Origin of the sequence: Shewanella sp. AC34-MNA-CIBAN-0136, from assembly GCF_040309945.1 — a bacterium.
GTDB lineage: Bacteria > Pseudomonadota > Gammaproteobacteria > Enterobacterales > Shewanellaceae > Shewanella.
This window is the reverse complement of the sequence record NZ_JBEOPJ010000008.1, coordinates 132748-156350: the sequence shown is the minus strand read 5'-3', so window position 1 is coordinate 156350 and position 23603 is coordinate 132748. Positions and strand designations below refer to the sequence as shown.

The window sequence follows — 23603 nt, the reverse complement described above, 5'->3', positions numbered from 1 at the left end:
AATGAGAGATGGGATGAATCGATAAAATGGTTTATTTCAGGTTAGCAATATCAAAGGTGCGATTTGTGTCGTTAATAAGGCTATTGAAGCGTCAATAGCCTTTTTGTTATCTGTCGCATAGCACTGTGCGTTTCAGGCATGTTTATGATTGAAATTGAGCTTAATTAATCTCAATTACCTCAATTAAACTCAGTTTTAGTTGTTATTCAATTTTCTTGGGGCAACACCATACACTTCAGTCGGATGTTTTTTACCTTTAAGCATGATGGGGCCTAAATCAGTCAGATCATATTGACTATTTTGTTGCTCAAGTCGATGTACCACATCTCCAGACAGCAACATTCGTTGACCGAGCGGATTACATTGGTCTTGTAGCCGTGCCAAGGTATTTAATACATCACTGAAAAAACTAATCTCTTGCTTATGTACGCCGACTACCGCAGCTACAACTTGGCCACAATGCGCGGCAGCTTTAAATTTTGGCACAAAACCATATTGCTGTTCAAAATATTGCCTTTGCCACTGCAATTGCTGGCAAAATTCGAAATAGATATTCATACAACGGTCTTGTTTAATACCTTGTTCTAATGGCCAGTGGATAAGTACGGCATCACCCATGTAACGATAAATTTCAGCTTCATTATCGGTTACTGTGTCCGCTAACATGCTAAAGCTATCTTGAATTAGGCGGCTAAAGCGATAATCACCTAAGGTTTCTGCATGAGCTGTTGATGAGACCATATCGATAAATAAGAATAATTGTTGCTCGTAACGTGGTTTGTGGTATTTGCCAAGGCCTATATTGAGCAAGACTTTAGGGCCAACCAACAGCGACATTTGTTCGATAAAAGCTAAGCTGACCCTTACCACAACAAGATAAACCACTAATGCCTGAAACGATGGGCTATAAATAATCTGCACTGTGAGCATTTGTCGTAATGTCACCATGTGGTTCTCTATGGCCCACATGTTTAAAAATTGTGTCACATACGCCAAGGTTGTTGCCCCAAGGAGCAAAAACAATCCTTTAAACACCACTGAAAATAAATAAGGTAAACGGCTGATGGCGCTAAAATCTGCAATGAGATTGGACATCCAATGCAAGCCGCCAAATACAACACCCATCATTATGGCAAGCGTGGCGAGATCGGCATTGCCAACAGCCCATTCAGGCAGTTGCGATGATTGTGAGTAGCGAAAAAAAACGAAAGAAGCCATTGCTACACACCAGGCAAAAATAGCGAACAATAATTTTTGAGTTTGACGGCGTGCTTTCACGGAGGATGTGGTTGCCCAAATGACTTAGTATATAAGGGGGGTAGTCTATAGAAAATTTGCTTACATGTGATAGTTTATTTGTGATTTAGATCAATAGAAGTGAAGAAATATGTGCACTAAAGCAAAGTTTTTTCAACATTACTAGGGCTTGTTGAACTTTAGTGGCTGAAATTTGTTCGAGATAAACGGCTTGTTATTTATTTAACAAAGCGGCATAAATATTAGAGACGAAGTATCCAATTAGGCTAACGGTTTGTAACCAATTTATTCGATAAAGATTAAAAACACCTTTTAGCTGGTTCGTTTGAGCTGCATTTTTGGCTTTTTTCTGTGTGTTATCGCTTACTCATGTTGTATCACGAGATGTCGTAAGCTCTGCTTTGTAAAACATTGCCACGTACCACTGAAAAATTGATGTTAATGATCAACAGACCCTAGATAGCAAGCAATGTAACAACGGCAGATTATGAAAAGGCATTGGTTAATATCTGTTGAGTAAAATCAATTTTAAGGTAAAAGCCTCTGGGATTAGATAACTGAATGCTGCCGTCTTCGGCGATGCTTTCGGTGAGTATTTTGCTATTAGCTGCTTTTGGACGTAATTGCAGTACTTCACCATGACGTGCAGTAATTTTATCAACTTGACCTAGTGCAATTAACTCCATTATCTCTTCCCAATCTTGTTGCAACTGTCTGGCTTGTGCCGTATTCGGTTGCCACAATATGGGGGTGCCTATACGACGATCACCGACTGGGATACTACGTTCGCCTTCAATAGGAACCCATAACACTCTCTGCAATTTATGATAAACCAAACTGTTTTCCCAAGTCATACCCTGAATTTTTGTCAGCGGTGCCACGGTGACATAAGTGGTCTCAAGCGGTTTGCCTTTGCGATCAATCGGGATCGTTTTGAGTTCAATTCCTAAATGTAAAAAGTCTTGTTCAGGCTTTGATCCTGCCAGCGCGCCTAATTCAGATTCAATCAGTTGGCCTACCCAACCTTTATCTCGGCGTAAATCGGCTGGTACAATGATGTCATTATCGGCCGCAATATCAGCTAAACGAATGCCAGCCATATTGTGCGCTCTTTGCATTAATTCGCTTATATCTAATGGCGATGATTTAGCCATGGATGAGTATTTTCCTCTGGAAAAAAGAATGAATAGACGATCAAAATCAACAGGCTATGTTATCAAGTAATATTCGTCGAGAACAAGTTTAGTTAGTTATTTGCGATGTGGTTGAAAAACGACCATGTTTTAGTTGATTAAAGTTATTTGATTGAATTCCTTTGTAATCGGTTGTTTTAAAAGTTCTTTTTAGGTTGTGGTTGTTTTTATATTATACTTGTCCCGAGTTACACTCGTTTTTCCCCTACATTTCACACATACTTATCCACAGATTTAATGGATAAGTGTAATAAAACCTGTCTTTAACTGATTAAAAACACCAAGTCAACGCAATAAAACAGCTTTTTAGCGGGTTTAATTTAAAATAAGCCTTGTTATTTGTGTATAACTTAAGTTGCTAAATGAGTGATTGGCTATCTTAATTGGTGTTGTTTGTTTTTTGTACGATAGCGGCGATTTGCTATAATGTTAATTTATAATTTTTTTTAAGTTACTAATTATATTGCAGTATTTTATAATAAAAAGCAGTTTACCTTAGAAAGGGTGCAACTAAATTTTAGCCTGTTATCAAGCTTTAGCAAAGTTTCGAACAGAGATATCCACAGATTTTGTGGATAATCCACAGGGTAGCTTGGTTTAATTGTTGATAATTTTGATTTATTAACATTGTTATTCAATTATCCACAGTAAATAGAGGTTTGCCGATAGGCATGCTTTGTGAAACAATCAGACGATATAAAATTTGTTATTTTTGGAGTCCATGTGATTGATAGCGACGGCTTTCGCGCAAATGTGGGCATCATTATCTGTAATAAATTTGGACAAGTTATGTGGGCCAGACGTTTTGGTCAACATTCATGGCAGTTTCCACAAGGTGGGTTAGATGATGGCGAATCAGTAGAAGAAGCCATGTATCGCGAACTTTACGAAGAAGTGGGACTCAGACCTGAGCATGTTCAAATTTTAACATCCACTCGATCTTGGTTACGTTATCGGTTACCCAAGCGTTTGGTACGCCAAGAAAGCAAACCTGTTTGCATTGGCCAAAAACAGAAATGGTTTTTACTACAATTGAAAGGTCACGATAATACTATTAACTTGAATTCTTCTGGTCATCCTGAGTTTGATGATTGGCGTTGGGTGAGTTATTGGTATCCTGTTCGTCAGGTTGTGTCTTTTAAGCGCGACGTATATAGAAAGGTAATGAAAGAGTTCGCATCGACGACATTAGCGCTGCAAACGCGCGAGTTTAGTAAAAAACGAAGCAAACAACGGAGTTAACTGATTTCAAAGAGGATTGAAACAGTGTTAAATATGCTCAGGGATATCACTCAAGCTGTTGCCAGAGCCAGCAGCCTTGAAAGTGCATTAAATATATTAGTGTCACAAACTCGATTAGCGATGGCTACCCATTGCTGTTCTATTTATATCCTTGAACAACAACATCTAGTGTTATCCGCTACCGAAGGTTTACAGCAATCTGCCGTTGGCCGAGTGAGCATGCCATTATCGCAAGGTTTAGTAGGCTTAGTTGCTGAGCGTGAAGAAGCCGTTAATCTTGCCGATGCCCGTATTCATCCTCGTTTTAAATTATTTCCCGAAGCTGAAGAAGAAGAATATCGTGCATTTTTGGCTGTGCCGATTATTTTTCAAAAACAGGTTGTGGGCGTTATTGTGGTGCAACAGCCAGAAGCCCGTCAGTTCAGTGAAAGTGAAGAAGCATTTTTAATGACCTTAGCCGCTCAGTTGGCGGTGGTTGTGCGCAGCTTGAAACACAAAGCGGCTGTTACTAATGTGCAACAGCAAGTGGTTTTCAGTGGTGTTAATGCATCAAGTGGTATTGCGATTGCTCATGGCCTGGTATTAGGCGGTGTTATTTCTCTGGAACAACCCGAGGTCAGCTGCTTCGATATAGATGTTGAAATTCAGCGCTTAAAGTTGGCCATGCAGCGTTGTAAAGACATGTTGTCGTCTATATCGCAACGTTTTGAGCGTGAAAAGTCTGCTGATGTGGCCTCTATCTTTACCGCATTTCAATTATTGCTAGACGACTCTAGCCTTGGTGGTGAATATGCCCGTGAAGTCGCTTTAGGCTGGCAGGCTGAGTCTGCGGTAAGCCGAGTGTCATTGCGCTATATCAAACAGTTTTTAGAAATGGAAGATCCATATCTAAAAGAGCGCGCCAGTGATATTCGTGAGCTTGGGCAAAAACTACTTCGACAGCTTATTGAGCCCGGTCGATTAGAGTTAGAGCCGGATAAACCGGTTATTTTAGTCGCTAAAGAAGTGGATGCCACTTTATTGGCTGAGTTTCCACGGCAAAAACTCGCTGGTATTGTCACTGAACGTGGTGGGGTTAATGCTCATGCGGCTATTTTAGCGCGTGCTTTGGGTGTACCTGCCATTGTTGGCGTTGATGATGTGTTATCAATCGACATCGATCAAAAACTATTAGTCCTCAATGCGAATCGTGGCCAGCTATTGGTATCGCCATCGCCAGCAGTGATTGAAGAGTACCAATTACTGATTGATGCCGATGTTGAAAAGCAAAAGCAATTTTCTGCCGAATTAAACCTACCATCAGTGACTACAGATGGTCAGCGGATCCATTTGTATTTAAATGCAGGTTTATTGAGTGGTATCGCTTCTGAAATTGCTGAATGCGCAGATGGTATTGGGCTGTATCGAACTGAAATTCCCTTTATGCTCCATCAACGCTTTCCGAGCGAAAGTGAACAAATCAATGTATATCGTCAGGTATTGAGTGCCGCTGGTGATAGACCTGTTGTGATGCGTACATTGGATGTTGGCGGCGACAAACCGTTACCGTATTTTCCAATTAAAGAAGACAATCCGTTTTTAGGTTGGCGTGGCATTCGTTTATCGCTTGATCATCCTGAGTTGTTTTTAGTGCAATTGCGCGCGATGCTGCAAGCTGCTGGAAACGGCAATCAATTACAAATATTACTACCAATGGTGAGTAATCTGGATGAGATAGATCAAACATTAAAATATTTAGAGCAAGCGTTTACCGAACTAAGCCAAGAACTAAAGACTATTTTAGTGAGGCCGAAGGTCGGCGTTATGCTTGAAGTTCCTGCATTGTTGTATCAATTGCAAGATGTGGCAAAACGGGTCGACTTCGTGTCGGTGGGCAGTAACGATTTAACGCAATATTTACTGGCCGTCGATCGTAATAATCCGAGTGTGAGTTCGTTATTTGATAGTTATCATCCAGGTATTCTTAGGGCACTTAAACGAGCTGTCGATGAGTGTAAATTGTATGATTTAGATGTGAGTGTTTGTGGTGAACTTGCGGGTGAACCTTATGGTGCACTGCTTTTAGTCGCAATGGGCTATAACAAACTTAGTATGAACCAAGGCAGCTTAGCCAGAATCAATTTTTTACTCAGGCGTGTATCAAAGCAAGAGCTCACTGAGTTATTAGGATCTATTTTACAACAGTCAAATGGAAACCAGGTTCGCGGCTTGTTAGCCAGTTTCTTGCGAAAACATAACCTTTTAGATTTAATCAACATCGATTAGCAGTACGATTGAATCTGCTTCGGAAAACCTTAAATGATTTTCCTAGTGGTTCGTAACATAATCAAGCGTCATTTTAAGGATGTCATCGTGGATAGTTTACTGCAGGTATTTTTAATTTGCCTTGTTTTAGGTTCTGTCGTGGGTTTTTTGGCTGGGCTGTTAGGTATTGGTGGTGGGTTAATTATCGTACCTGCGCTATTGTATATTTTACCTTCAGTAGGTATCAGTTCAACCCAAATTACTCATGTCGCTATCGCTACGTCACTGGCATCGATTATTTTAACGTCTATGTCATCAGCCACCGCGCATCACAAACGTGGAAATATACCTTGGGAGCTATTTAAGCCTATATTTCCGGGTATTGTAATAGGGTCGTTAGCATCAGCTTTTGTGTCTGAGCAAATTGCATCAGATGATTTGCAACAGGCTTTTGCTATTTTTGTGGTGTTAATGGCTGTACAAATGGCATTTCCGTTTAAAGTCAAAACGGGTGGCAGTATGCCAAATTTTGCCGTGTTACTGGTGATATCGACAGCGATAGCGTTAATTGCTGGTTTAATGGGCATTGGTGGCGGGGTTCTGCTGGTGCCATTTTTAAGTTATTGCGGTTTGCAAATGCGTCAAGCTGTTGGGTTTTCGTCGGCAACCGGGATGCTTATCGCAGTATCCGGTACCATTGGTTATATTATCGCAGGTTTCGATGTACCCAATTTACCCGAGGGCTCGGTTGGGTTTATTTATTTGCCGGCATTAATCGGCATTATCATTAGTTCCATGTTGTGTGCGCCTATTGGCGTAAAAGCGGCGAGTTCTTGGCCGACACCAGTATTGAAAAAAATATTTGCTTGTTTGCTTGTTGTGGTAGGGCTAAAACTACTATTAAGTTAATTCTAAATTGTTCTAAATGATTACAAAAACGCCTTTGTTCAAGTAGTTGAACAAAGGCGTTTTTAGTTAACCTAACAGCTATTACACAGCGAAAGGATACTTAATCGCATCGTGATGTTGATAGTCTTCAACGCTAAAGTCATCCAAGGTTACCCAGGTTTCGATGTCTTTTAGGGTTTTAATCTTTGGATTGATGATTAACTTAGGCGATGCAAAGGGTTCACGCGCGAGCTGAACATCTCGCATTGGTTCGAGTTGATCTTCGTAAATATGAGCATTGACTATCTTATGGTATGCCTTACCCGGTTTATGGCCAGTAATCTGAGCCATTAACGCAAGCAATACATATACTTGTACCATATTAAAGTTTAACCCTAGTGGAACATCACAACTGCGTTGTGTGCTGTTAAGGTATAAAGTATCACCGAGTAATGAAAAATGGTGCTCGTACATACATGGCCGTAAGCAGCCTAAGTCAAATGCGCCAGGGTGCAAGAAGGTTAAAATTTCACCACGATTATCTATACCGTTACTGAGATCATCGACGATTTGTTGCAGTAAATCGACATGGCCACCATCAGGCTTTGGAAATGCACGCCCTAACGCTCCGTATATCAGTCCCATATCATCGGGCCCTTTACGGTTTGGGTTATCTAGCCATGCTTGGTTTTCATTGGCGTTAGCGTCCCATGTTTTAGTGCCTAATGCCCTAAAATCGGCCGCATTTTGGTAGCCACGTAAATAACCGAGGATCTCCGCTATGGCAGACTTCCAGAAGCTTTTACGTGTGGTCACCAAAGGGAATTGATTGTTACCAACATCATAAACTAAGTCGGCATTAATGACAGTTAGGCACTTTTTGTTTGTTCGTGCATTATTAACCCATTCGCCTTCTTCGACAATGCGTTTACACAGGTCTAAATACTGTTTCATTGGTCCCAATTCCTTTTTTGCTTTTATCGATTATACCTAATCAAGGCCGGCAAATCATTGCCAAATGAAATGCAGGTTCAATTAATTATTTTTACTTTTAGAGCTAACTTTACGATCGACACCTCGGTTAAGCCGAGTTAACATCAAGAAACAATCGATTATTATTGTTTGAACATATCAGATAGACTGATCCCATTGTTTTTTTAGGAGTGTTATATGGAACGAGCAATTAAGAACTTCTTAAGCCAAGAGTCTGCGGGTGGCATTTTATTAATCGTTGCCGTCGCATTGGCGATGATTTTAGCCAATTCACCGTTAGCGGGTGTATATCAAGATTTCTTAGGCACCGAAGTGCAGCTTAGAGTAGGTGATCTTGATATCGATAAGCCGCTTTTACTGTGGATCAATGATGGCTTGATGGCATTATTCTTTTTATTAATCGGTTTAGAAGTAAAGCGTGAATTACTTGAAGGTGCGCTATCGAGCGTAGCTAAGGCATCATTGCCCAGCTTTGCTGCGATTGGTGGCATGGTGTTTCCGGCATTATTTTACTTAGCATTTAATTACTCAAACCCAGAAACTCAGATCGGATGGGCTATTCCTGCTGCTACTGATATCGCCTTTGCGCTAGGTATTATGGCACTGCTCGGTAGTCGTGTGCCCGTGGCGTTAAAAGTGTTTTTGTTAGCACTGGCAATTATTGACGATCTAGGAGTCATTGTTATTATTGCTCTGTTTTACAGCACTGATTTATCAATGCTTAGTTTGGTTATTGCCGCGGTATCGATCGTGCTGATGGTCGCACTGAACAGGAAAGGAGTCAGTTCAATTCTGCCTTACGGTTTACTCGGTTTTATTCTTTGGGTTGCTGTATTGAAGTCTGGAGTACATGCGACATTGGCCGGAGTGATTATTGCATTTTGTATTCCACTTAGAGCAAAAGATGGTTCCTCGCCATCTGAGCATTTAGAGCATAAGTTGCACCCTTGGAGCACCTTTATGATCCTGCCGGTATTTGCTTTTGCCAACGCTGGTCTGTCATTAACTAATATGTCATTTGATACATTTGCTGAACCTATCACCCTAGGTATCATCATGGGTCTGTTGTTGGGTAAGCCGATCGGGGTGCTGTTATTTAGTTATTTAGCAGTAAAACTTAAGTTAGCTGAACTACCACCTGGGATTGGTTGGAGGCATATCATACCGGTTGCTGTTATGTGTGGTATCGGCTTTACCATGTCGGTGTTTATTGCTTCGTTAGCATTTGAGAACTCACCCGCTGCATTTGGTGATTATGCAAGACTAGGTATTTTAACAGGATCGTTATTTGCGGCTGTGATTGGCTACTTTTGGTTGGCCAAGGTACTGCCTGAAAATGGAGTAAAATCATGAAATTGAATAAATTAACCTTTGGAATACTACTGACCAGTTTTGTTATTCCTGTATCGGCTGAATCATTTAATGTTTGTTTAGAATCATCTGATTCACCGACTTGCCAAAGTTATCTAGAAGGTGTGGTAGATGGTGCACTAATGTATCGTGATGATTTGGCAAAGAAAAGAATAGATCCTAACGATTACGAGTCAAGAGCACTAAAATACCGAGCAGGAAAACGTTATCAATCGGCGAATTTGAATTATTGCGCTAGTCATATACCGGTGAAATCTGAAATTGTATCAGCACTCACAGAGCAGGTGTCGTTGAACAATGTCAATAACAGTGATGAGCTTGAGTCAGTGATCACTAGTTTGATGGATTGCCGACGGAGTCAGTAACTACGTCTTTACTTAACGCAGCCATTTGGCTGCGTTTTTTTATGACTAATCTTGGCTAATCAATATGGTGAACTATCTATGGTGAACTAATATTGTCGTTGATTGGTATAGATTAATGAGCAATAGAAGTAGCGGTTTATTTGCTATAGTAGTGTGAGTAAATTTTGTTAGGTTAATGATTGATATGCAGCATTTAAATTATAACCATTTATATTATTTTTGGATGGTACAAAAAAAAGGCTCAGTGACTAAAGCGGCTGAAGCATTGTGTTTGGCCCCGCAAACCATAACGGGGCAAATTCGTGCATTAGAAGAGCGATTAAAAGGCACGTTATTTAAGCGTGTCGGTCGTAACTTAGTTGCTACAGAGTTGGGCGAATTAGTATTTCGTTATGCCGATAAAATGTTTAGCTTGAGCTATGAAATGCTCGATATACTTAATTATCAAAAAGATGATTCACTGCTGTTTGAGGTAGGTATTGCCGATGCTTTATCTAAAGCTTTAGTGAGTAGAGTGTTGTTAACTGTTATTCCAGATGATGGTTCGGTTCATTTGGCGTGTTATGAATCAACTCACGATAGCCTTATTGAGCGTTTACGTGAGCATAAGCTTGACATGATTTTATCTGATTGCGCTGGCGGCTCGTTGAAATTCCCTGAAATTTTATCGAAAAAGCTTGGTGAATGTGGTGTCAGTTTCTTCTCGGCTGAAGCGATTCCAGTCCCTTTTCCCGCTTGTCTTGAGCAGCGTAAATTACTCATACCGGGTAAGCGGACATCATTAGGACAACAGTTACACGGTTGGTTTGCTGAAAAAAGTCTTAATGTTAGTATCTTGGGTGAATTTGACGATGCCGAAATGATGAAAGCATTCGGCTATTTTAATCAGGGAATTTTTGTCGCACCGTCTATTTATCGTCATGATATACTCTCTCAAGGTATGGTGTTACTTGGTGAAACCACCGATATTAAAGAAGAGTACCATGTGATGTTCGCTGAGCGAATGATCCAACATCCGGCGGTAAAATCATTACTGGCAACGGATTTTAGTGATTTATTTGCAGGACGAGATCTACAAGTACAAGATTTTGAAAACCGTATAAGCTAGCTTGTGATATAGACATCAGGAGATTTGTGTTGGAATTAATGAATATAGCTCGTGTACGCTGGGCATGCCGTCGCGGGATGTTAGAATTAGATATATTGTTTCAACCCTTTGTCGAAGCCCAATACGAAGCCATGAGCGATGATGATAAAAACACTTTTATTCGTTTATTAGAGTGTGAAGATCCGGAGCTATTTGCTTGGTTTATGGGCCATGAACAATGTTCAGATCCATTGTTCGCCAATATGATAGTCAAAGTCCGTGGAAGAGCAGCACCTTAACCCGCCTGTTGATGTATTGGTCAGTACTAGCACTCATATGCAACAATTTGCATTGAGTGCTTCATTTTTGCAGCGTGGTGCCTTAGTGGTATCGTTTGCTGTTGTATTAACGAGCTTTTTAGCTTGGCCTTATTATCCTTCCTTGATATACCACGCCATTCAAATGTTGTTATTCGTTACCATTATCTTCATTTTTTTTTACAGCTGGCGCAGAGTATCTAGTTGGCGTTGTTTGCTTACTTTAGGTGACAAGGGGGCTGGTACATTATTGCAAGGTGAAAATGGAAGTCTCAATAAAATAACACTCACTAAAAAACCGTTTATTAGTCCATTAATGTGCATTATTTATTTACAACATCTTCAAACGGGCGAGAACAGAGTATTGCTGGTATGGAGTGATATGTTAGACGACACAGCATATCGTAATCTGTGTCGTCTATTATTAAGCCATTAATGATGTGAAGTTGAGTGACGTTGACAGCGTTTAACTGCTCGGTTGTAAAATGGTTGGTTTAGGATTGTCGATTTGTTCAGGATAATCAATATTATAATGAAGGCCTCGACTTTCTTTACGTTCCATTGCACATCGAATAATTAATTCTGCAACTTGCACCAAATTACGCAGCTCTAATAAATTGTTACTGACACGGAAGTTTGAATAGTACTCTTCAATCTCTTGTTGAAGCATCAAACATCTTCGTAGTGCTCGTTCTAATCGTTTATCTGTTCTGACAATACCGACGTAATCCCACATAAATAGGCGCAGTTCGTGCCAATTATGGGCAATAACGACTTCTTCATCAGAGTTAGTTACTTTGCTCTCGTCCCATAAAGGTATTGGGCAAGGCATCGGTATTTTATGCAACAAACCTTCAATATCTTGTGAGGCCGCACGGGCAAAGACTAAACACTCCAGTAGTGAATTGCTCGCCAGTCTATTAGCGCCATGTAAGCCTGTGTAAGCCACTTCGCCAATAGCATATAAGCCATTAATATCGGTTTGACCATGAAGGTCAGTCATCACACCACCACATGTATAGTGTGCCGCTGGAACCGCTGGAATTGGGTCTTTGGTGATATCAATACCCAATTCAAGACAACGTTGATAAATGGTTGGAAAGTGTTTAATGATAAAGTCAGCAGGTTTATGGCTGATATCTAAATACACACAATCAACACCTAAACGCTTCATTTCATAATCAATGGCGCGAGCAACAATATCGCGAGGAGCGAGTTCAGCTCTTTCGTCGAAATCGGGCATAAAACGGCTGCCATCAGGACGACGTAAATAAGCTCCTTCACCGCGTAATGCTTCCGTTAACAAGAAGTTTCTGGCATTAGGGTGAAATAAACACGTTGGATGGAATTGATTAAATTCCATATTGGCAATTCGACAACCTGCGCGCCATGCCATTGCAATACCATCGCCACTGGCAATATCAGGATTCGAGGTGTATTGGTACACTTTTGAGCTGCCGCCAGTTGCTAACGCAACAAATTTGGCTCTGACGGTTTCTACATGTTCCTCATCGCGATTCCACACATAAGCACCAAGCACGCGGTTACCCGGTCGATGCAATTTACGCGTGGTGATTAAATCAATCGCATTGTAACGTTCAAGCACTTGTATGTTTGGGTGAGCGATTGCACGTTCTTGTAATGTAGTTTGTACTGCTTTACCGGTAGCATCGGCAGAATGCAGAATACGACGATGGCTATGTCCTCCTTCACGGGTTAGGTGGTAGGGGGCTGTACTATTATCGACTCCAGCTAAGGTTTCTTCTTTATCAAATGCCACGCCACAATTAATTAACCATTGCATTGCACTTTTGGCATTTTCTGCGGTGTAGGTCACAACTGATTTATCGCATAATCCGGCGCCAGCGATTAAGGTATCGTTGACGTGGGACTCAATTGTGTCGCCTTCATCGAAAACAGAGGCGATTCCACCTTGAGCGTATAATGTTGACCCTTCTGATAATGGGCCTTTAGAAAGAAGAATTACTTTTGATTTTTCAGCAAGATGTAGTGCTAAAGTTAGTCCTGCAGCACCGCTGCCGATGACCAAAATGTCAGATTGGTGTTCAACTGCTTGTTTCATCAGGTATCATGGTGTGGCTATGTGGTTTGATCATAGTAAATCAAATTACTACGACAGGGTACTTTTACAGCGTATTTTATTGTGATTTTGCTTAGATATTTTGTTTATATGTAAAATAAATTAATTTTTTTTAATTCAATATCGAACTTTCTTCATATCAGTAGGTCTACTTATATGAACAGGATTCGAGCGACTGAGAAATCAGTATTACAGATTTAGGAGTAGTCGGCTCGGATGAGTGGACAATATAGTGATCAACAATTAGTTGAGCGAGTACAGCAAGGCGATAAAAATGCATTTAACCTGTTAGTGCTGAAGTATCAAAATAAAGTGATGAGTTTGATTTCTAGGTATGTACGCAATCAAGCGGATGTAGCGGATGTGACACAAGAAGCCTTTATTAAAGCGTATAGAGCGTTAGCAAATTTTCGTGGTGAAAGTGCATTTTATACTTGGTTGTATCGTATTGCGGTAAACACCGCAAAAAACCATCTTACATCGCAAGGGCGCAGAGCACCTGCAAACGATGTTGATATAGAAGATGCAGAATATTATGAAGGCAGTGATGCGTTAAAAGAGTTTGCATCACCAGAGCGATTATTAATGAAAGATCAAATGAGTAAAGTGATCTTTGATACGCTCGACACTCTGCCTGAAGAGTTAAAAATGGCAATATCGCTCAGAGAGCTAGAAGGAATGAGTTATGAAGATATTGCTAATATAATGGATTGCCCTGTTGGCACGGTAAGATCGCGTATCTTTCGTGCTCGAGAAGCAATCGACAAACAGCTCCAGCCTTTGCTGGAAAAGTAACAGCCTTAACCTTAGATAGGTGAATAATGCTTAAATCAAGTCAAGAGTGGGTATCTGCAGCAGTTGATGGTGAAGCCGATGATAAAACATTGGCGCAGCTTTCTGCCGACGTTGATTCACATGATGAATGGCAACGCTATCACATGATAGGCGATGCAATGCGCGGCGAGTTGCCGACAGCCATTGACTTAGACCTTTTTGCTAGCATCACTGCAGCAATTGAGCTTGAACCGACAATTATTATGCCTCAAGTCAAGCAAAGTGAATTAGTCGAGCCAATTAGCACTCCACAGCAAGTTGCAGTGGGTTCAAACGTGGTGCCATTTTTCAAACAGTTTGGCCAATATGCTATTGCAGCAACAGTTGCTATGGTGGCCATTGTTGGGGTGCAAAATTATAACCAAACCAGTGATGCAGAGTCACCGTTACCGGTATTAATGACTCGTCCTTTAGTGGGGAGTGTGTCACCGGTAAGCTATCAGACTGGTGCGGTACAAAATCAACAAAGCTATTCTAATGAGCAAGTTATAGAACAGCGTCGCCGTATTAATGCTTATATCCAAGATCACATGTTACAACAACGCTTGAATCCAGGTGTTGCTGTTGATGATAATAGCGTGCAAGATGCCGCGGTAAATCCATAATCCGCCGGCAGAACCTTGTCTTACCATGTTAGGAGTTAGCTTGCGCCTTATCCTGCTAGCACTGTTAGTGTTAACCTTTCCAACACACGCTGAAGAAGATTTATCTGCTAAAGCTTGGCTTAAGAATATGAGCCAAGCAATGCACGATAAACAATACAAAACCTCTATTATTCAGCTACAAGCCGACCATATCCGTCCGCTTGTTTACATTCATGGCATTGTCGATAATAAAGAAGTCGCTTTACTTGAATACCTTAATGGTCCGCCGAAAAATGCAGTGCGAGTGGGTAATACGGTTACGTTTATAGAACATGACCAACCGGCTTACAGTGTGGTAGCGCCTCGTATTCAGGGAATTTGGCCAGCAGCTTTAGCGGGAGATTTAAGCCAGCTTGAAAAAGGCTATCAGTTTGTAAAAGGTGGCCGCGGACGTATTGCTGGACGCCCTGGGCAAATGATCCGTTTACTCGCCAATGATGACAATCGTTATGATGCTCAAGTGTGGATTGATATGGACACTTATTTGCCATTACGTTTTGACTCCCTCAATAAAGAAAAACAATTACTTGAACAAACCATGGTCATTGAGCTGATTGAATTAACCGAACCTGCGAACATTTTAATTGAAGCCGCAAAGCAAGAGTGGCCAGCAGTGATGAACCAAGCGGAACGCACGGATGGTAAAAACTGGCAATTTACTTGGTTACCAGAAGGATTTGATGTGGTTGTTCGCGATCATCATCGCTTGATAGGTATTCACGAGCCAGTTGAATATGTGGCGTTAACGGATGGATTAGCCAATATTTCTGTTTATGTCGCGCGAGCGGGAGAAAATCCGATGCCCAATGAACTGCTTATTCGTAATGGTTTATCTATGGTAGTTGTTAAAGTGGGTACGCTTGAGGTTGTAGCTATCGGTAAGGTTCCTTCTGAAACGTTAGACAGGATAGCCAATAGTTTAGTATTAAAATAAACAATGCTCGTTAACAAGCAAGCCGTGACAACAATATTTTGTGTCACGGCTTTCGTGTTTCTAGTGGCAAATTAGAAATGATATAGCTTAGCGGTAAACTTGCTTAGCCAATGAGCGGCATTGTGCTAAAATTGAATCCTTATTTATGGTTTGAGCTGATTAAATGAATAGCCACATGTCCGAGTCATCCACATCCACTATGATGGAAGAAATTGCCCGCGTGGTTGATTATCAACAAGGCTGGGTAACTGTTGAGGTTGAATTAAAAAGTGCATGTAACCATTGTGCCAGCAGTGAAAATTGTGGCACATCGACGATCGCTAAAGCTTTTTCGGTTCATACACAACGTTTTTCATTACCGAGTGAAAGACCTTGCCATAGCGGTGATTTGCTTAAAATAGGTTTACCTGAAAGCGTCATCATTAAAGCGGCTGCATTGGTGTATTTATTGCCGTTAATTGGGTTGTTTTTATCGGCAATGATAGGGCATATGCTGGCTGCTGGAATAGGATTGAGTACCAATGGTTTTGCTATGGCTTTTGGTGCATTAGGCGCATTGGTTGCCTGGTTTATTGGTAAGCACTTCGCCACTGAACTAGAGGCTCACGCCACACCCGTTATCATTACCTATTTAGGCCAAGAAGTGGGCATTATCAGTGCCAGTCATTAGTTAGCCTGATCTCGGGATAACAAACTGCTCGCCCTTTGTTTTACTAACTGCGTTGAATGAACTTGCAATAGGCCAGATATACGCGCGTCAATTGGCCTTGTTAGTAAAAAATGACAATTTTGATAATGGTTAACTTCTAAGTTTATGATCTTTATAATCATATTCTCATCTCTTATCCCGAATTCAGGTTAGTGAATATTTTCCACATTTATGCTGATGACCTATGATGCCGTGTAACATGTTTAACCATCTCTTTTAACCTGAAAATGTGTGTACAGAGCCTCGAAAACCTCCTGTAATGGTTAATAATCGCCCCAAAATGGATACTATTGTTTAATCTGATTGGTATTACCCCCCCAATCAGGTACAATTTGCCACCTTAATTTTCATCATTTTAGTAGTAGTCATTGCAGCATAATGAAACACATTAGAAACTTCTCGATTATTGCCCATATCGACCATGGTAAATCAACTTTATCCGATCGCCTGATTCAGGTATGTGGCGGCTTAACTGACCGTGAAATGGCTGCACAGGTTTTAGATTCAATGGATCTAGAACGTGAGCGTGGCATTACGATCAAAGCCCAAAGTGTCACCTTAGATTACCATGCAAAAGATGGTAACACTTATCTACTCAACTTCATTGATACACCAGGCCACGTTGACTTCTCTTATGAAGTATCACGTTCTTTGGCTGCATGTGAAGGTGCACTATTAGTAGTTGATGCTGGTCAAGGCGTAGAAGCTCAGACATTAGCAAACTGCTATACCGCACTAGAAATGAATTTAGATGTAGTTCCTGTATTAAATAAAATTGACTTACCTCAGGCTGAACCAGACCGTGTAGCAGCAGAGATTGAAGATATCGTTGGCATTGATGCCATGGATGCTGTGCGTTGTTCAGCAAAGACAGGTGTTGGCGTTGATTTAGTACTAGAGGAAATTATCGCAAAAATTCCTCCGCCAGTGGGCGATGAGTCTGCGCCTTTACAAGCGTTGATTATTGACTCATGGTTTGATGCATACCTTGGTGTTGTTTCTTTAGTACGTATTAAGAATGGCATACTTAAGAAAGGTGAAAAATTTAAAGTGATGTCCACTGGACAAAACTATAACGCCGATCGCGTAGGCATTTTTACCCCAAAAGAAAAAGACAAAACAGAGCTTCGTGCAGGTGAAGTGGGTTATGTGATTTCTGGTATTAAAGAAATTCACGGTGCGCCAGTAGGTGATACCTTGACCCATGCAAAAAATGGCGCGGACAAACCTCTTCCAGGCTTTAAACGTGTTAAGCCTCAGGTTTATGCCGGTGTATTCCCAATTTCTACCGATGAATATGAAAGCTTCCGTGATGCGTTAAATAAATTAAGTTTGAATGATGCATCACTGTTTTTTGAACCTGAAACTTCATCAGCGTTAGGTTTTGGTTTCCGTATAGGTTTTCTCGGCCTTCTGCACATGGAGATTGTCCAGGAGCGTTTAGAGCGCGAATATAATCTAGATTTGATCACGACGGCACCCACAGTGGTGTACGAAGTTATCATGAACAATGGTGAAACGATTTATGTCGATAATCCTTCAGGCCTACCTGCGCTGAATAATATCGAAGAAATTCGTGAACCGATTGTTGAAGCCAATATATTAGTGCCAAAAGAATACTTAGGTAACGTGATTACCTTGTGTATTGAAAAGCGCGGTTCGCAAACCAATATGGTTTATCACGGTAATCAAGTGGCCGTGACTTATCATTTGCCGATGGCTGAAGTGGTCATGGATTTCTTTGACCGTCTTAAGTCAACGAGTCGTGGTTATGCGTCATTAGAGTATAACTTTATTCGTTTTGATCCTGCAGATATGGTGCGACTGGACATTTTAATCAATGGCGACAGAGTTGATGCATTAGCGATGATTATTCATCGCAGTAATATTCGTCATCGTGGTTTGGCATTGGTTGAAAAGATGAAAGAACTGATCCCTCGCCAAATGTTTGATATTGCTATTCAGGCTGCTGTTGGTAGTCAGATTATTGCTCGTTCAAGTATTAAAGCATTACGTAAAGATGTAACCGCTAAGTGTTATGGTGGTGACGTTTCACGTAAGAAGAAACTACTTAACAAGCAGAAAGAAGGTAAAAAACGCATGAAGCAAGTCGGTAACGTTGAAGTGCCACAAGAGGCATTCTTAGCGGTATTGAAACTTAACGATTAATTATAATTAATTGTTTTAGTTTGCTAGTGCCTGTTGATCTTTGCTGGTTAAATTTTGTTCGAGATAAAAACGTTTTAATCGAGGCGAGTGGATTGCTGCCTAGTAATCTAAGCACCACTTGATTCACAAAGAATCACTCAACAAAGAGTAAAACGTTTTTAGCCGAACCCTTCGGGCAGCGTTTGTTGGCCATTTTTACTGCGTTATCGGCTTTTTATGTAGAATAACTACACTACAAAGCCTCTGCCTTGTATAAATGACCAACAATTCGCTGCCAAAACAACCTTGAAAGATTAACCGACACTAAACGCCGCGTATTGCGGCGTTATCGTTATTTTTACTATATATTTTGTAACACTCAACTGGGTGAATGTTTATTCGTTAATCACCATACTGGATTGAGTTATTCTGAGCCTTTGCTCAAGCCATATGGATCCAACACACCTAGCAGGAGATAAATCAGTAATGGCAGCCTATTTTTCGCTCATTTTAGTACTCGTAACCTTAGTCAGTGGACTTATTTGGTTAATTGATGTGGTATTTTTTGCGCCTAAACGCCGTGAAAGCTTATTAGCAGCACAAGCTAACTCAACTCAGTTAAGTGCAGATGCGATAGATAAAATCATTCGTGAGCCCGTGTTAGTTGAAACTGCACATTCGATTTTTCCGGTTATCGCCTTTGTGATGATTTTACGATCTTTTATCTATGAGCCATTTCAAATTCCATCTGGTTCGATGATGCCGACACTCTTAGTGGGTGATTTCATTCTGGTTGAAAAGTTTAGTTACGGGTTACGCGATCCTGTATGGCGCAGCAAACTAGTTGAAACCGGTGAACCTGAGCGCGGAGACGTATTTGTATTTAAATACCCTGAAAACCCAAAAATTGACTATATAAAGCGTGTGGTTGGTTTACCAGGTGACAAGATATTTTATCGTAATAAACAACTGATGATCCAAGAAGCGTGTGTCAATAAATCTGACTGCCCAGCTGCTCATACGATTGAGCATGTAGAAATTAATCGTGGTGAGTTTAGCCAAAATGACGTGCCATTAATTCGTTTGAGTGAGCAATTAGGCGATGTAGAACACGATATTTTGCTTAATCCATCGCGCCCTGATTTCAGACAGCACTTTTATCCTCAAGCGGGTCTTCCTGCTGGTGAGTTCGTTGTCCCTCAAGGAATGTATTTTGCCATGGGTGATAACCGTGATAATAGTACCGATAGTCGATTCTGGGGCTTTGTCCCGGAAGAGAATCTTGTCGGTAAAGCCGTTGCAATTTGGATTAGTTTTGAATTTGATCGTAAACCGAGTGATGTGTTACCAACGTGGGTACCGACCGGAGTACGTTTTGATAGAGTAGGTGGAATACATTGATGGAACCCATTAAAAATTTGCCGCGTTTGTGCCGTACTTTAGGGTATGAGTTTAATAATATTGAATTACTCATTCAGGCCTTAACACATCGCAGCGCAGCAAATAAACATAATGAGCGTTTAGAGTTTTTAGGCGATTCGATTTTATCGATAGCTATTTCAGATGCCTTATATCATCAGTTTCCAAAGGCGACTGAAGGTGATTTAAGCCGTATGCGCGCTACTTTAGTCAAAGGTGACACACTGACAATCATCGCTCAAGAGTTCAAGCTAGGTGATTATTTGTATTTAGGCCCTGGTGAACTCAAAAGCGGTGGCTTTAGACGCGAATCTATTTTAGCGGATGCCGTAGAGGCTATTATTGGTGCAGTTTACCTTGATGCCGATATTGAAGTGTGCCGTAAGCTATTATTATCATGGTATCAAGAGCGTTTAGCTGAGATAAAACCGGGTATTAATCAAAAAGATCCGAAGACAATTTTGCAAGAATACCTGCAAGGTTTTAAAAAGCCATTGCCAGATTACCAAGTTGTTGCGGTAGAAGGTGAAGCGCATGATCAAACCTTCACCGTAGAATGTAAAATTAGTGAATTAGATAAAGTTGTCACCGGTGTGGCAAGTTCAAGAAGAAAAGCTGAACAGCTTGCCGCTGCTCAGGTATTGGAGCTACTGAATAAATGACCAAAAAAACAGACTTGCCAGCAGGTGATAACCAAGAGCCTAGCTTAGATGAACTGCTGGCAAGGATGAACCAAGCAGCACCAACGGCTACAGCCAAATACGATGTAACTTATTGTGGCATGGTGGCTATTGTCGGTCGTCCCAATGTGGGTAAATCAACACTTTTGAACAAGTTACTTGGTCAAAAGGTGAGTATTACCTCAAAAAAACCGCAAACAACTCGTCACCGTATCATGGGTATTCATACCGATGGCCCAAGTCAGATTATATTTATTGATACCCCTGGTCTGCATATTGAAGAAAAGCGTGCGATAAACCGCTTGATGAACCGTGCGGCTGCCAGTTCATTAGCTGATGTTGCTATGGTTATTTTTGTTGTTGATGGTATGACGTGGACTGCCGATGATGAGATGGTGCTTCAAAAAATTCAACATCGAAATGACGATCGAAAAATCATTTTAGCCATTAATAAAGTTGATAATATTAAAGATAAAGAATCATTATTTCCTTATCTAACTGAATTGGCTAAAAAGTTTGATTTTGATGAAATTTTGCCAATATCAGCCAGTAAAGGCACCAATGTGCAACGCATTTTGGATATGGCACGTGAATCATTGCCAGAAGCCCCATTTTATTTCCCAGAAGATTATGTTACCGATCGCTCACAACGATTTATGGCATCTGAAATTGTCCGTGAAAAGCTAATGCGCTTCCTTGGGGATGAACTTCCTTACGACGCAACGGTTGAGATTGAACAGTTTAAAATGATGGAAAATGGCGTCTATCAAATTAATGCGTTAATTCTGGTTGAGCGTGAAGGCCAAAAACGGATGGTGATTGGCAATAAAGGTGAGCGAATTCGAACGATTGCAACGCAATCCCGTTTGGATATGGAAACCTTATTTGACAATAAAGTATTTCTTGAAGTGTGGGTCAAAGTGAAATCAGGTTGGGCTGATGATGAACGTGCATTGAGAAGTTTAGGCTATGGCGAAAGCTAAATTGGCTTTAGCGTTACTGATTATGTATTTATAGGCATGGCCACTATGAAACGTGGCTATGTGCTTCATCATCGACAATTTCGTGAATCGAGCGTAATCGTTAATTTGCTGGTAGAGGGTGTTGGACGTGTTGATGCCATTACTCGAGTCGGTTCTGGTAAACGGTCGATTAAAAGTATCTTACAACCTTTTCAGCCGCTAATTATCCAATTTAGTGCCCAATCCGAAGCCAGAAATTTAGGATTGAAAAATATTACCCAAATTGAAGCCGCTGCACCTGCTATGCCGCTGAGCGGTAATAGTCTTTATTCTGGTTTTTACCTAAACGAAATATTAGTACGCCTATTGTCAGTCGATCACCAAGCTGAAGGTCTCTTTCTCGATTATCATCGTGCACTACTGGCGTTAGCTAAACAGTTTTGTTCAAGCCACCTGCGTTATTTTGAAATGGCTTTATTACTCGAGTTAGGTGCGTTGCCGTCTCTTGCTTATGACACCCAAGGTGACTCGTTAGATGACAGTTGCCACTATCGGTTTATTGCAGAGAGTGGTTTTATCCCTATAGCAACCACTCAAGAAAGCTCTTTTTCTCATAGTAAAGGCTGTTTATCTGGGGCAATGTTGCTAGCATTGGCATCACAAAACCTGCAACCTGAACAGTTCAATCAAGCTAAAGGATTAATGCGTTATTTACTCACACCATTGTTGGGTAATAAGCCGTTATTAAGTAGGCAGTTATTCAGTAACAAATCGGATTAGCATATAATCTATTTTAAACCCAACACATGGACCAAACACTTGTAAATTAGTGCATAACTTTGGTTATCGTGTGCCTCATTGTGTTATTTATTATCTTAAGGAGCTCGATGTGAGCGGAATACTATTAGGCATTAACATCGATCATATCGCGACATTGCGTCAGGCCCGCGGTACTCATTATCCTGATCCCGTACACGCAGCTGCAGTAGCAGAGCATGCCGGCGCCGATGGTATCACCATACATTTACGTGAAGATCGTCGCCACATTCAAGATCGTGATGTGTATTTATTGGCAAAGACATTGAAGACCAGAATGAACTTCGAGTTTGCTGTCACTGAAGAAATGATCGCTATCGCCTGTGATATCAAACCAGCGTATGCATGTTTAGTCCCAGAGAAGCGTGAAGAGCTAACAACTGAAGGCGGTCTTGATGTCGCAGGTCAGTTAGAAAAAATCCGCTCAGCCGTCACACGTTTGGCTGCAGAAGGTATTAAAGTGTCATTGTTTATTGATGCTGATAAAACTCAAATTGATGCCGCAGTGTTATCTGGCGCACCTTATATTGAGATCCATACTGGTTGTTATGCTGATGCCATCACCGATGCTGAGCAGGCAAATGAATTAGCTCGTATTACTGAAATGGCACAATATGCTCACAGTAAAGGTTTAGTGGTTAATGCTGGGCATGGATTGCATTATCACAATGTTAAGGCTATCGCGGCTATTCCTGAGCTTTATGAGCTTAATATTGGTCATGCTGTGATTGCTCGAGCCGCTATTGATGGTTTGGACACTGCAGTACGGGATATGAAGAAACTGATGCTTGAAGGCCGCAGAGGCGAATAATGGCGATTGTAGGGATAGGAACAGACATTGTTGAGATTGCCCGCATCAGTGAGCAGCGAGAGCGCCTAGGTGACAGGTTAGCCAGAAGAGTGCTGACCGAGTTTGAGCTTACTACTTACTTGCAATCAAAACAGCCTGAGCGATTTTTAGCTAAGCGTTTTGCCGCCAAAGAAGCTGCAGCAAAAGCCTTAGGCACAGGAATTGGCAGAGGTGTGTCGTTTCAACATATCCATATCGACAATGATGATAATGGCGCGCCCCAGGTACGTTTTACCGATGGCGCGCTAGCACGGCTTGAACAATTAGCGGGCAAGCATGGTTTTATCAGTATTGCAGATGAAAAACATTATGCTGTAGCCACTGTGGTGTTAGAAAGTTGATGTGAACCATATTAGGCTATTTATTAAAGGCGCATTAGCGCCTTTTTTGTGAGCTTTTAAAATGGCCGTAAGTGAGGTAGATTAACAAGATATCAACAACTCATCTCAGAACGAGATGATAACTGACATCAAACAGTCTTTTTCTATACTAATACGACGACATCACACTAGATTAATATTGGTAAATCAATACGGATTGTTAGCCAAA

Annotated in this window: 23 protein-coding genes; 19 read left to right on the top strand and 4 right to left on the bottom strand. The window is 41.0% G+C overall.

The window, feature by feature from the left end; all coding sequences use genetic code 11:
• Positions 1 to 195 precede the first annotated feature (195 nt).
• Entirely contained in the window at positions 196 to 1218 is a 1023-nt protein-coding gene (locus tag AAEY94_RS10215) for an adenylate/guanylate cyclase domain-containing protein (RefSeq protein ID WP_011638395.1), read from the bottom strand.
• A 524-nt stretch (positions 1219 to 1742) separates the two neighbouring features.
• Positions 1743 to 2411 (bottom strand): DNA mismatch repair endonuclease MutH, encoded by a 669-nt coding sequence (gene mutH / locus AAEY94_RS10210; protein WP_350978681.1) that lies wholly within the window; start codon positions 2409 to 2411, stop codon positions 1743 to 1745.
• Positions 2412 to 3173: 762 nt separating this feature from the next.
• Here mutH and rppH point away from each other — a divergent pair.
• The 3 genes from rppH to AAEY94_RS10195 all read left to right on the top strand — a co-directional run bounded on the left by rppH (position 3174) and on the right by AAEY94_RS10195 (position 6845).
• Positions 3174 to 3692 carry an RNA pyrophosphohydrolase gene (gene rppH, locus AAEY94_RS10205; protein ID WP_011638393.1) on the top strand — a complete coding sequence of 173 codons (519 nt, stop codon included), beginning with the start codon at positions 3174 to 3176 and terminating at the stop codon, positions 3690 to 3692.
• Between the two features lie 24 nt (positions 3693 to 3716).
• A complete protein-coding gene (gene ptsP, locus AAEY94_RS10200) occupies positions 3717 to 5957 on the top strand; it encodes a phosphoenolpyruvate--protein phosphotransferase (protein WP_162023690.1) in 2241 nt (746 codons plus the stop codon).
• Between the two features lie 87 nt (positions 5958 to 6044).
• Positions 6045 to 6845, top strand: a complete 801-nt coding sequence (locus AAEY94_RS10195; RefSeq protein ID WP_101086339.1) for a sulfite exporter TauE/SafE family protein — start codon at positions 6045 to 6047, stop codon at positions 6843 to 6845.
• 81 nt (positions 6846 to 6926) lie between these two features.
• On the opposite strand, the gene AAEY94_RS10190 is transcribed toward AAEY94_RS10195, so the two are convergent.
• A complete protein-coding gene (locus AAEY94_RS10190; protein WP_101086340.1) occupies positions 6927 to 7778 on the bottom strand; it encodes a thymidylate synthase in 852 nt (283 codons plus the stop codon).
• Positions 7779 to 7994: 216 nt separating this feature from the next.
• Between AAEY94_RS10190 and nhaA the strand changes: the two genes are divergently transcribed.
• The 5 genes from nhaA to AAEY94_RS10165 all read left to right on the top strand — a co-directional run bounded on the left by nhaA (position 7995) and on the right by AAEY94_RS10165 (position 11393).
• Entirely contained in the window at positions 7995 to 9170 is a 1176-nt protein-coding gene (gene nhaA / locus AAEY94_RS10185) for a Na+/H+ antiporter NhaA (RefSeq protein ID WP_101086341.1), read from the top strand.
• A complete protein-coding gene (locus tag AAEY94_RS10180) occupies positions 9167 to 9553 on the top strand; it encodes a hypothetical protein (RefSeq protein ID WP_101086342.1) in 387 nt (128 codons plus the stop codon). Before nhaA ends, AAEY94_RS10180 begins: the two co-directional genes overlap by 4 nt.
• A gap of 184 nt (positions 9554 to 9737) precedes the next feature.
• Positions 9738 to 10661 carry a transcriptional activator NhaR gene (gene nhaR / locus AAEY94_RS10175; RefSeq protein ID WP_101087191.1) on the top strand — a complete coding sequence of 308 codons (924 nt, stop codon included), beginning with the start codon at positions 9738 to 9740 and terminating at the stop codon, positions 10659 to 10661.
• A 29-nt stretch (positions 10662 to 10690) separates the two neighbouring features.
• Positions 10691 to 10939 (top strand): FAD assembly factor SdhE, encoded by a 249-nt coding sequence (locus AAEY94_RS10170; RefSeq protein ID WP_101086343.1) that lies wholly within the window; start codon positions 10691 to 10693, stop codon positions 10937 to 10939.
• Positions 10920 to 11393, top strand: coding sequence for a protein YgfX (locus AAEY94_RS10165; RefSeq protein ID WP_101086344.1), 474 nt, complete (start codon positions 10920 to 10922; stop codon positions 11391 to 11393). Before AAEY94_RS10170 ends, AAEY94_RS10165 begins: the two co-directional genes overlap by 20 nt.
• 30 nt (positions 11394 to 11423) lie before the next feature.
• Here AAEY94_RS10165 and nadB read toward each other — a convergent pair whose 3' ends face one another.
• Entirely contained in the window at positions 11424 to 13040 is a 1617-nt protein-coding gene (gene nadB / locus AAEY94_RS10160) for an L-aspartate oxidase (protein ID WP_101086345.1), read from the bottom strand.
• Positions 13041 to 13274: 234 nt separating this feature from the next.
• Here nadB and rpoE point away from each other — a divergent pair, with 234 nt between their 5' ends.
• The 11 genes from rpoE to acpS all read left to right on the top strand — a co-directional run bounded on the left by rpoE (position 13275) and on the right by acpS (position 23395).
• Positions 13275 to 13853, top strand: a complete 579-nt coding sequence (rpoE, locus tag AAEY94_RS10155; RefSeq protein ID WP_011638383.1) for an RNA polymerase sigma factor RpoE — start codon at positions 13275 to 13277, stop codon at positions 13851 to 13853.
• Positions 13854 to 13879: 26 nt separating this feature from the next.
• Positions 13880 to 14497 carry a sigma-E factor negative regulatory protein gene (locus AAEY94_RS10150; protein WP_162023688.1) on the top strand — a complete coding sequence of 206 codons (618 nt, stop codon included), beginning with the start codon at positions 13880 to 13882 and terminating at the stop codon, positions 14495 to 14497.
• Positions 14498 to 14537: 40 nt separating this feature from the next.
• Complete coding sequence (locus tag AAEY94_RS10145) at positions 14538 to 15470, top strand: MucB/RseB C-terminal domain-containing protein (RefSeq protein WP_192114400.1); 933 nt, start codon at positions 14538 to 14540, stop codon at positions 15468 to 15470.
• Positions 15471 to 15669: 199 nt separating this feature from the next.
• Positions 15670 to 16140: a SoxR reducing system RseC family protein gene (locus AAEY94_RS10140; protein WP_192114455.1), complete on the top strand. Its 471-nt coding sequence runs from the start codon at positions 15670 to 15672 to the stop codon at positions 16138 to 16140.
• Positions 16141 to 16557: 417 nt separating this feature from the next.
• A complete protein-coding gene (gene lepA, locus AAEY94_RS10135) occupies positions 16558 to 18348 on the top strand; it encodes a translation elongation factor 4 (RefSeq protein WP_101086349.1) in 1791 nt (596 codons plus the stop codon).
• A 465-nt stretch (positions 18349 to 18813) separates the two neighbouring features.
• On the top strand, positions 18814 to 19728 hold the full coding sequence (gene lepB / locus AAEY94_RS10130; protein ID WP_101086350.1) for a signal peptidase I: 915 nt from the start codon (positions 18814 to 18816) through the stop codon (positions 19726 to 19728).
• A complete protein-coding gene (rnc, locus tag AAEY94_RS10125) occupies positions 19728 to 20408 on the top strand; it encodes a ribonuclease III (RefSeq protein WP_101086351.1) in 681 nt (226 codons plus the stop codon). Before lepB ends, rnc begins: the two co-directional genes overlap by 1 nt.
• Positions 20405 to 21409 carry a GTPase Era gene (era, locus tag AAEY94_RS10120; protein ID WP_101086352.1) on the top strand — a complete coding sequence of 335 codons (1005 nt, stop codon included), beginning with the start codon at positions 20405 to 20407 and terminating at the stop codon, positions 21407 to 21409. The genes rnc and era overlap by 4 nt, the downstream gene beginning before the upstream one ends.
• A 45-nt stretch (positions 21410 to 21454) precedes the next feature.
• Positions 21455 to 22168 (top strand): DNA repair protein RecO, encoded by a 714-nt coding sequence (gene recO / locus AAEY94_RS10115; RefSeq protein ID WP_192114402.1) that lies wholly within the window; start codon positions 21455 to 21457, stop codon positions 22166 to 22168.
• Positions 22169 to 22277: 109 nt separating this feature from the next.
• Positions 22278 to 23015: a pyridoxine 5'-phosphate synthase gene (gene pdxJ / locus AAEY94_RS10110; RefSeq protein ID WP_162023686.1), complete on the top strand. Its 738-nt coding sequence runs from the start codon at positions 22278 to 22280 to the stop codon at positions 23013 to 23015.
• Entirely contained in the window at positions 23015 to 23395 is a 381-nt protein-coding gene (acpS, locus tag AAEY94_RS10105; protein ID WP_192114403.1) for a holo-ACP synthase, read from the top strand. Before pdxJ ends, acpS begins: the two co-directional genes overlap by 1 nt.
• Positions 23396 to 23603: the final 208 nt, after the last annotated feature.

Coding starts and splice junctions, on each gene's coding strand:
- AAEY94_RS10215 (WP_011638395.1), bottom strand. CDS start 1,218: ATGGCTTCTTTCGTTTTTTTTCGCTACTCACAATCATCGCAACTGCCT.
- mutH (WP_350978681.1), bottom strand. CDS start 2,411: ATGGCTAAATCATCGCCATTAGATATAAGCGAATTAATGCAAAGAGCG.
- AAEY94_RS10190 (WP_101086340.1), bottom strand. CDS start 7,778: ATGAAACAGTATTTAGACCTGTGTAAACGCATTGTCGAAGAAGGCGAA.
- nhaA (WP_101086341.1), top strand. CDS start 7,995: ATGGAACGAGCAATTAAGAACTTCTTAAGCCAAGAGTCTGCGGGTGGC.
- AAEY94_RS10180 (WP_101086342.1), top strand. CDS start 9,167: ATGAAATTGAATAAATTAACCTTTGGAATACTACTGACCAGTTTTGTT.
- nhaR (WP_101087191.1), top strand. CDS start 9,738: ATGCAGCATTTAAATTATAACCATTTATATTATTTTTGGATGGTACAA.
- nadB (WP_101086345.1), bottom strand. CDS start 13,040: ATGAAACAAGCAGTTGAACACCAATCTGACATTTTGGTCATCGGCAGC.
- rpoE (WP_011638383.1), top strand. CDS start 13,275: ATGAGTGGACAATATAGTGATCAACAATTAGTTGAGCGAGTACAGCAA.
- AAEY94_RS10150 (WP_162023688.1), top strand. CDS start 13,880: ATGCTTAAATCAAGTCAAGAGTGGGTATCTGCAGCAGTTGATGGTGAA.
- AAEY94_RS10140 (WP_192114455.1), top strand. CDS start 15,670: ATGATGGAAGAAATTGCCCGCGTGGTTGATTATCAACAAGGCTGGGTA.
- lepA (WP_101086349.1), top strand. CDS start 16,558: ATGAAACACATTAGAAACTTCTCGATTATTGCCCATATCGACCATGGT.
- lepB (WP_101086350.1), top strand. CDS start 18,814: ATGGCAGCCTATTTTTCGCTCATTTTAGTACTCGTAACCTTAGTCAGT.
- rnc (WP_101086351.1), top strand. CDS start 19,728: ATGGAACCCATTAAAAATTTGCCGCGTTTGTGCCGTACTTTAGGGTAT.
- era (WP_101086352.1), top strand. CDS start 20,405: ATGACCAAAAAAACAGACTTGCCAGCAGGTGATAACCAAGAGCCTAGC.
- recO (WP_192114402.1), top strand. CDS start 21,455: ATGAAACGTGGCTATGTGCTTCATCATCGACAATTTCGTGAATCGAGC.
- acpS (WP_192114403.1), top strand. CDS start 23,015: ATGGCGATTGTAGGGATAGGAACAGACATTGTTGAGATTGCCCGCATC.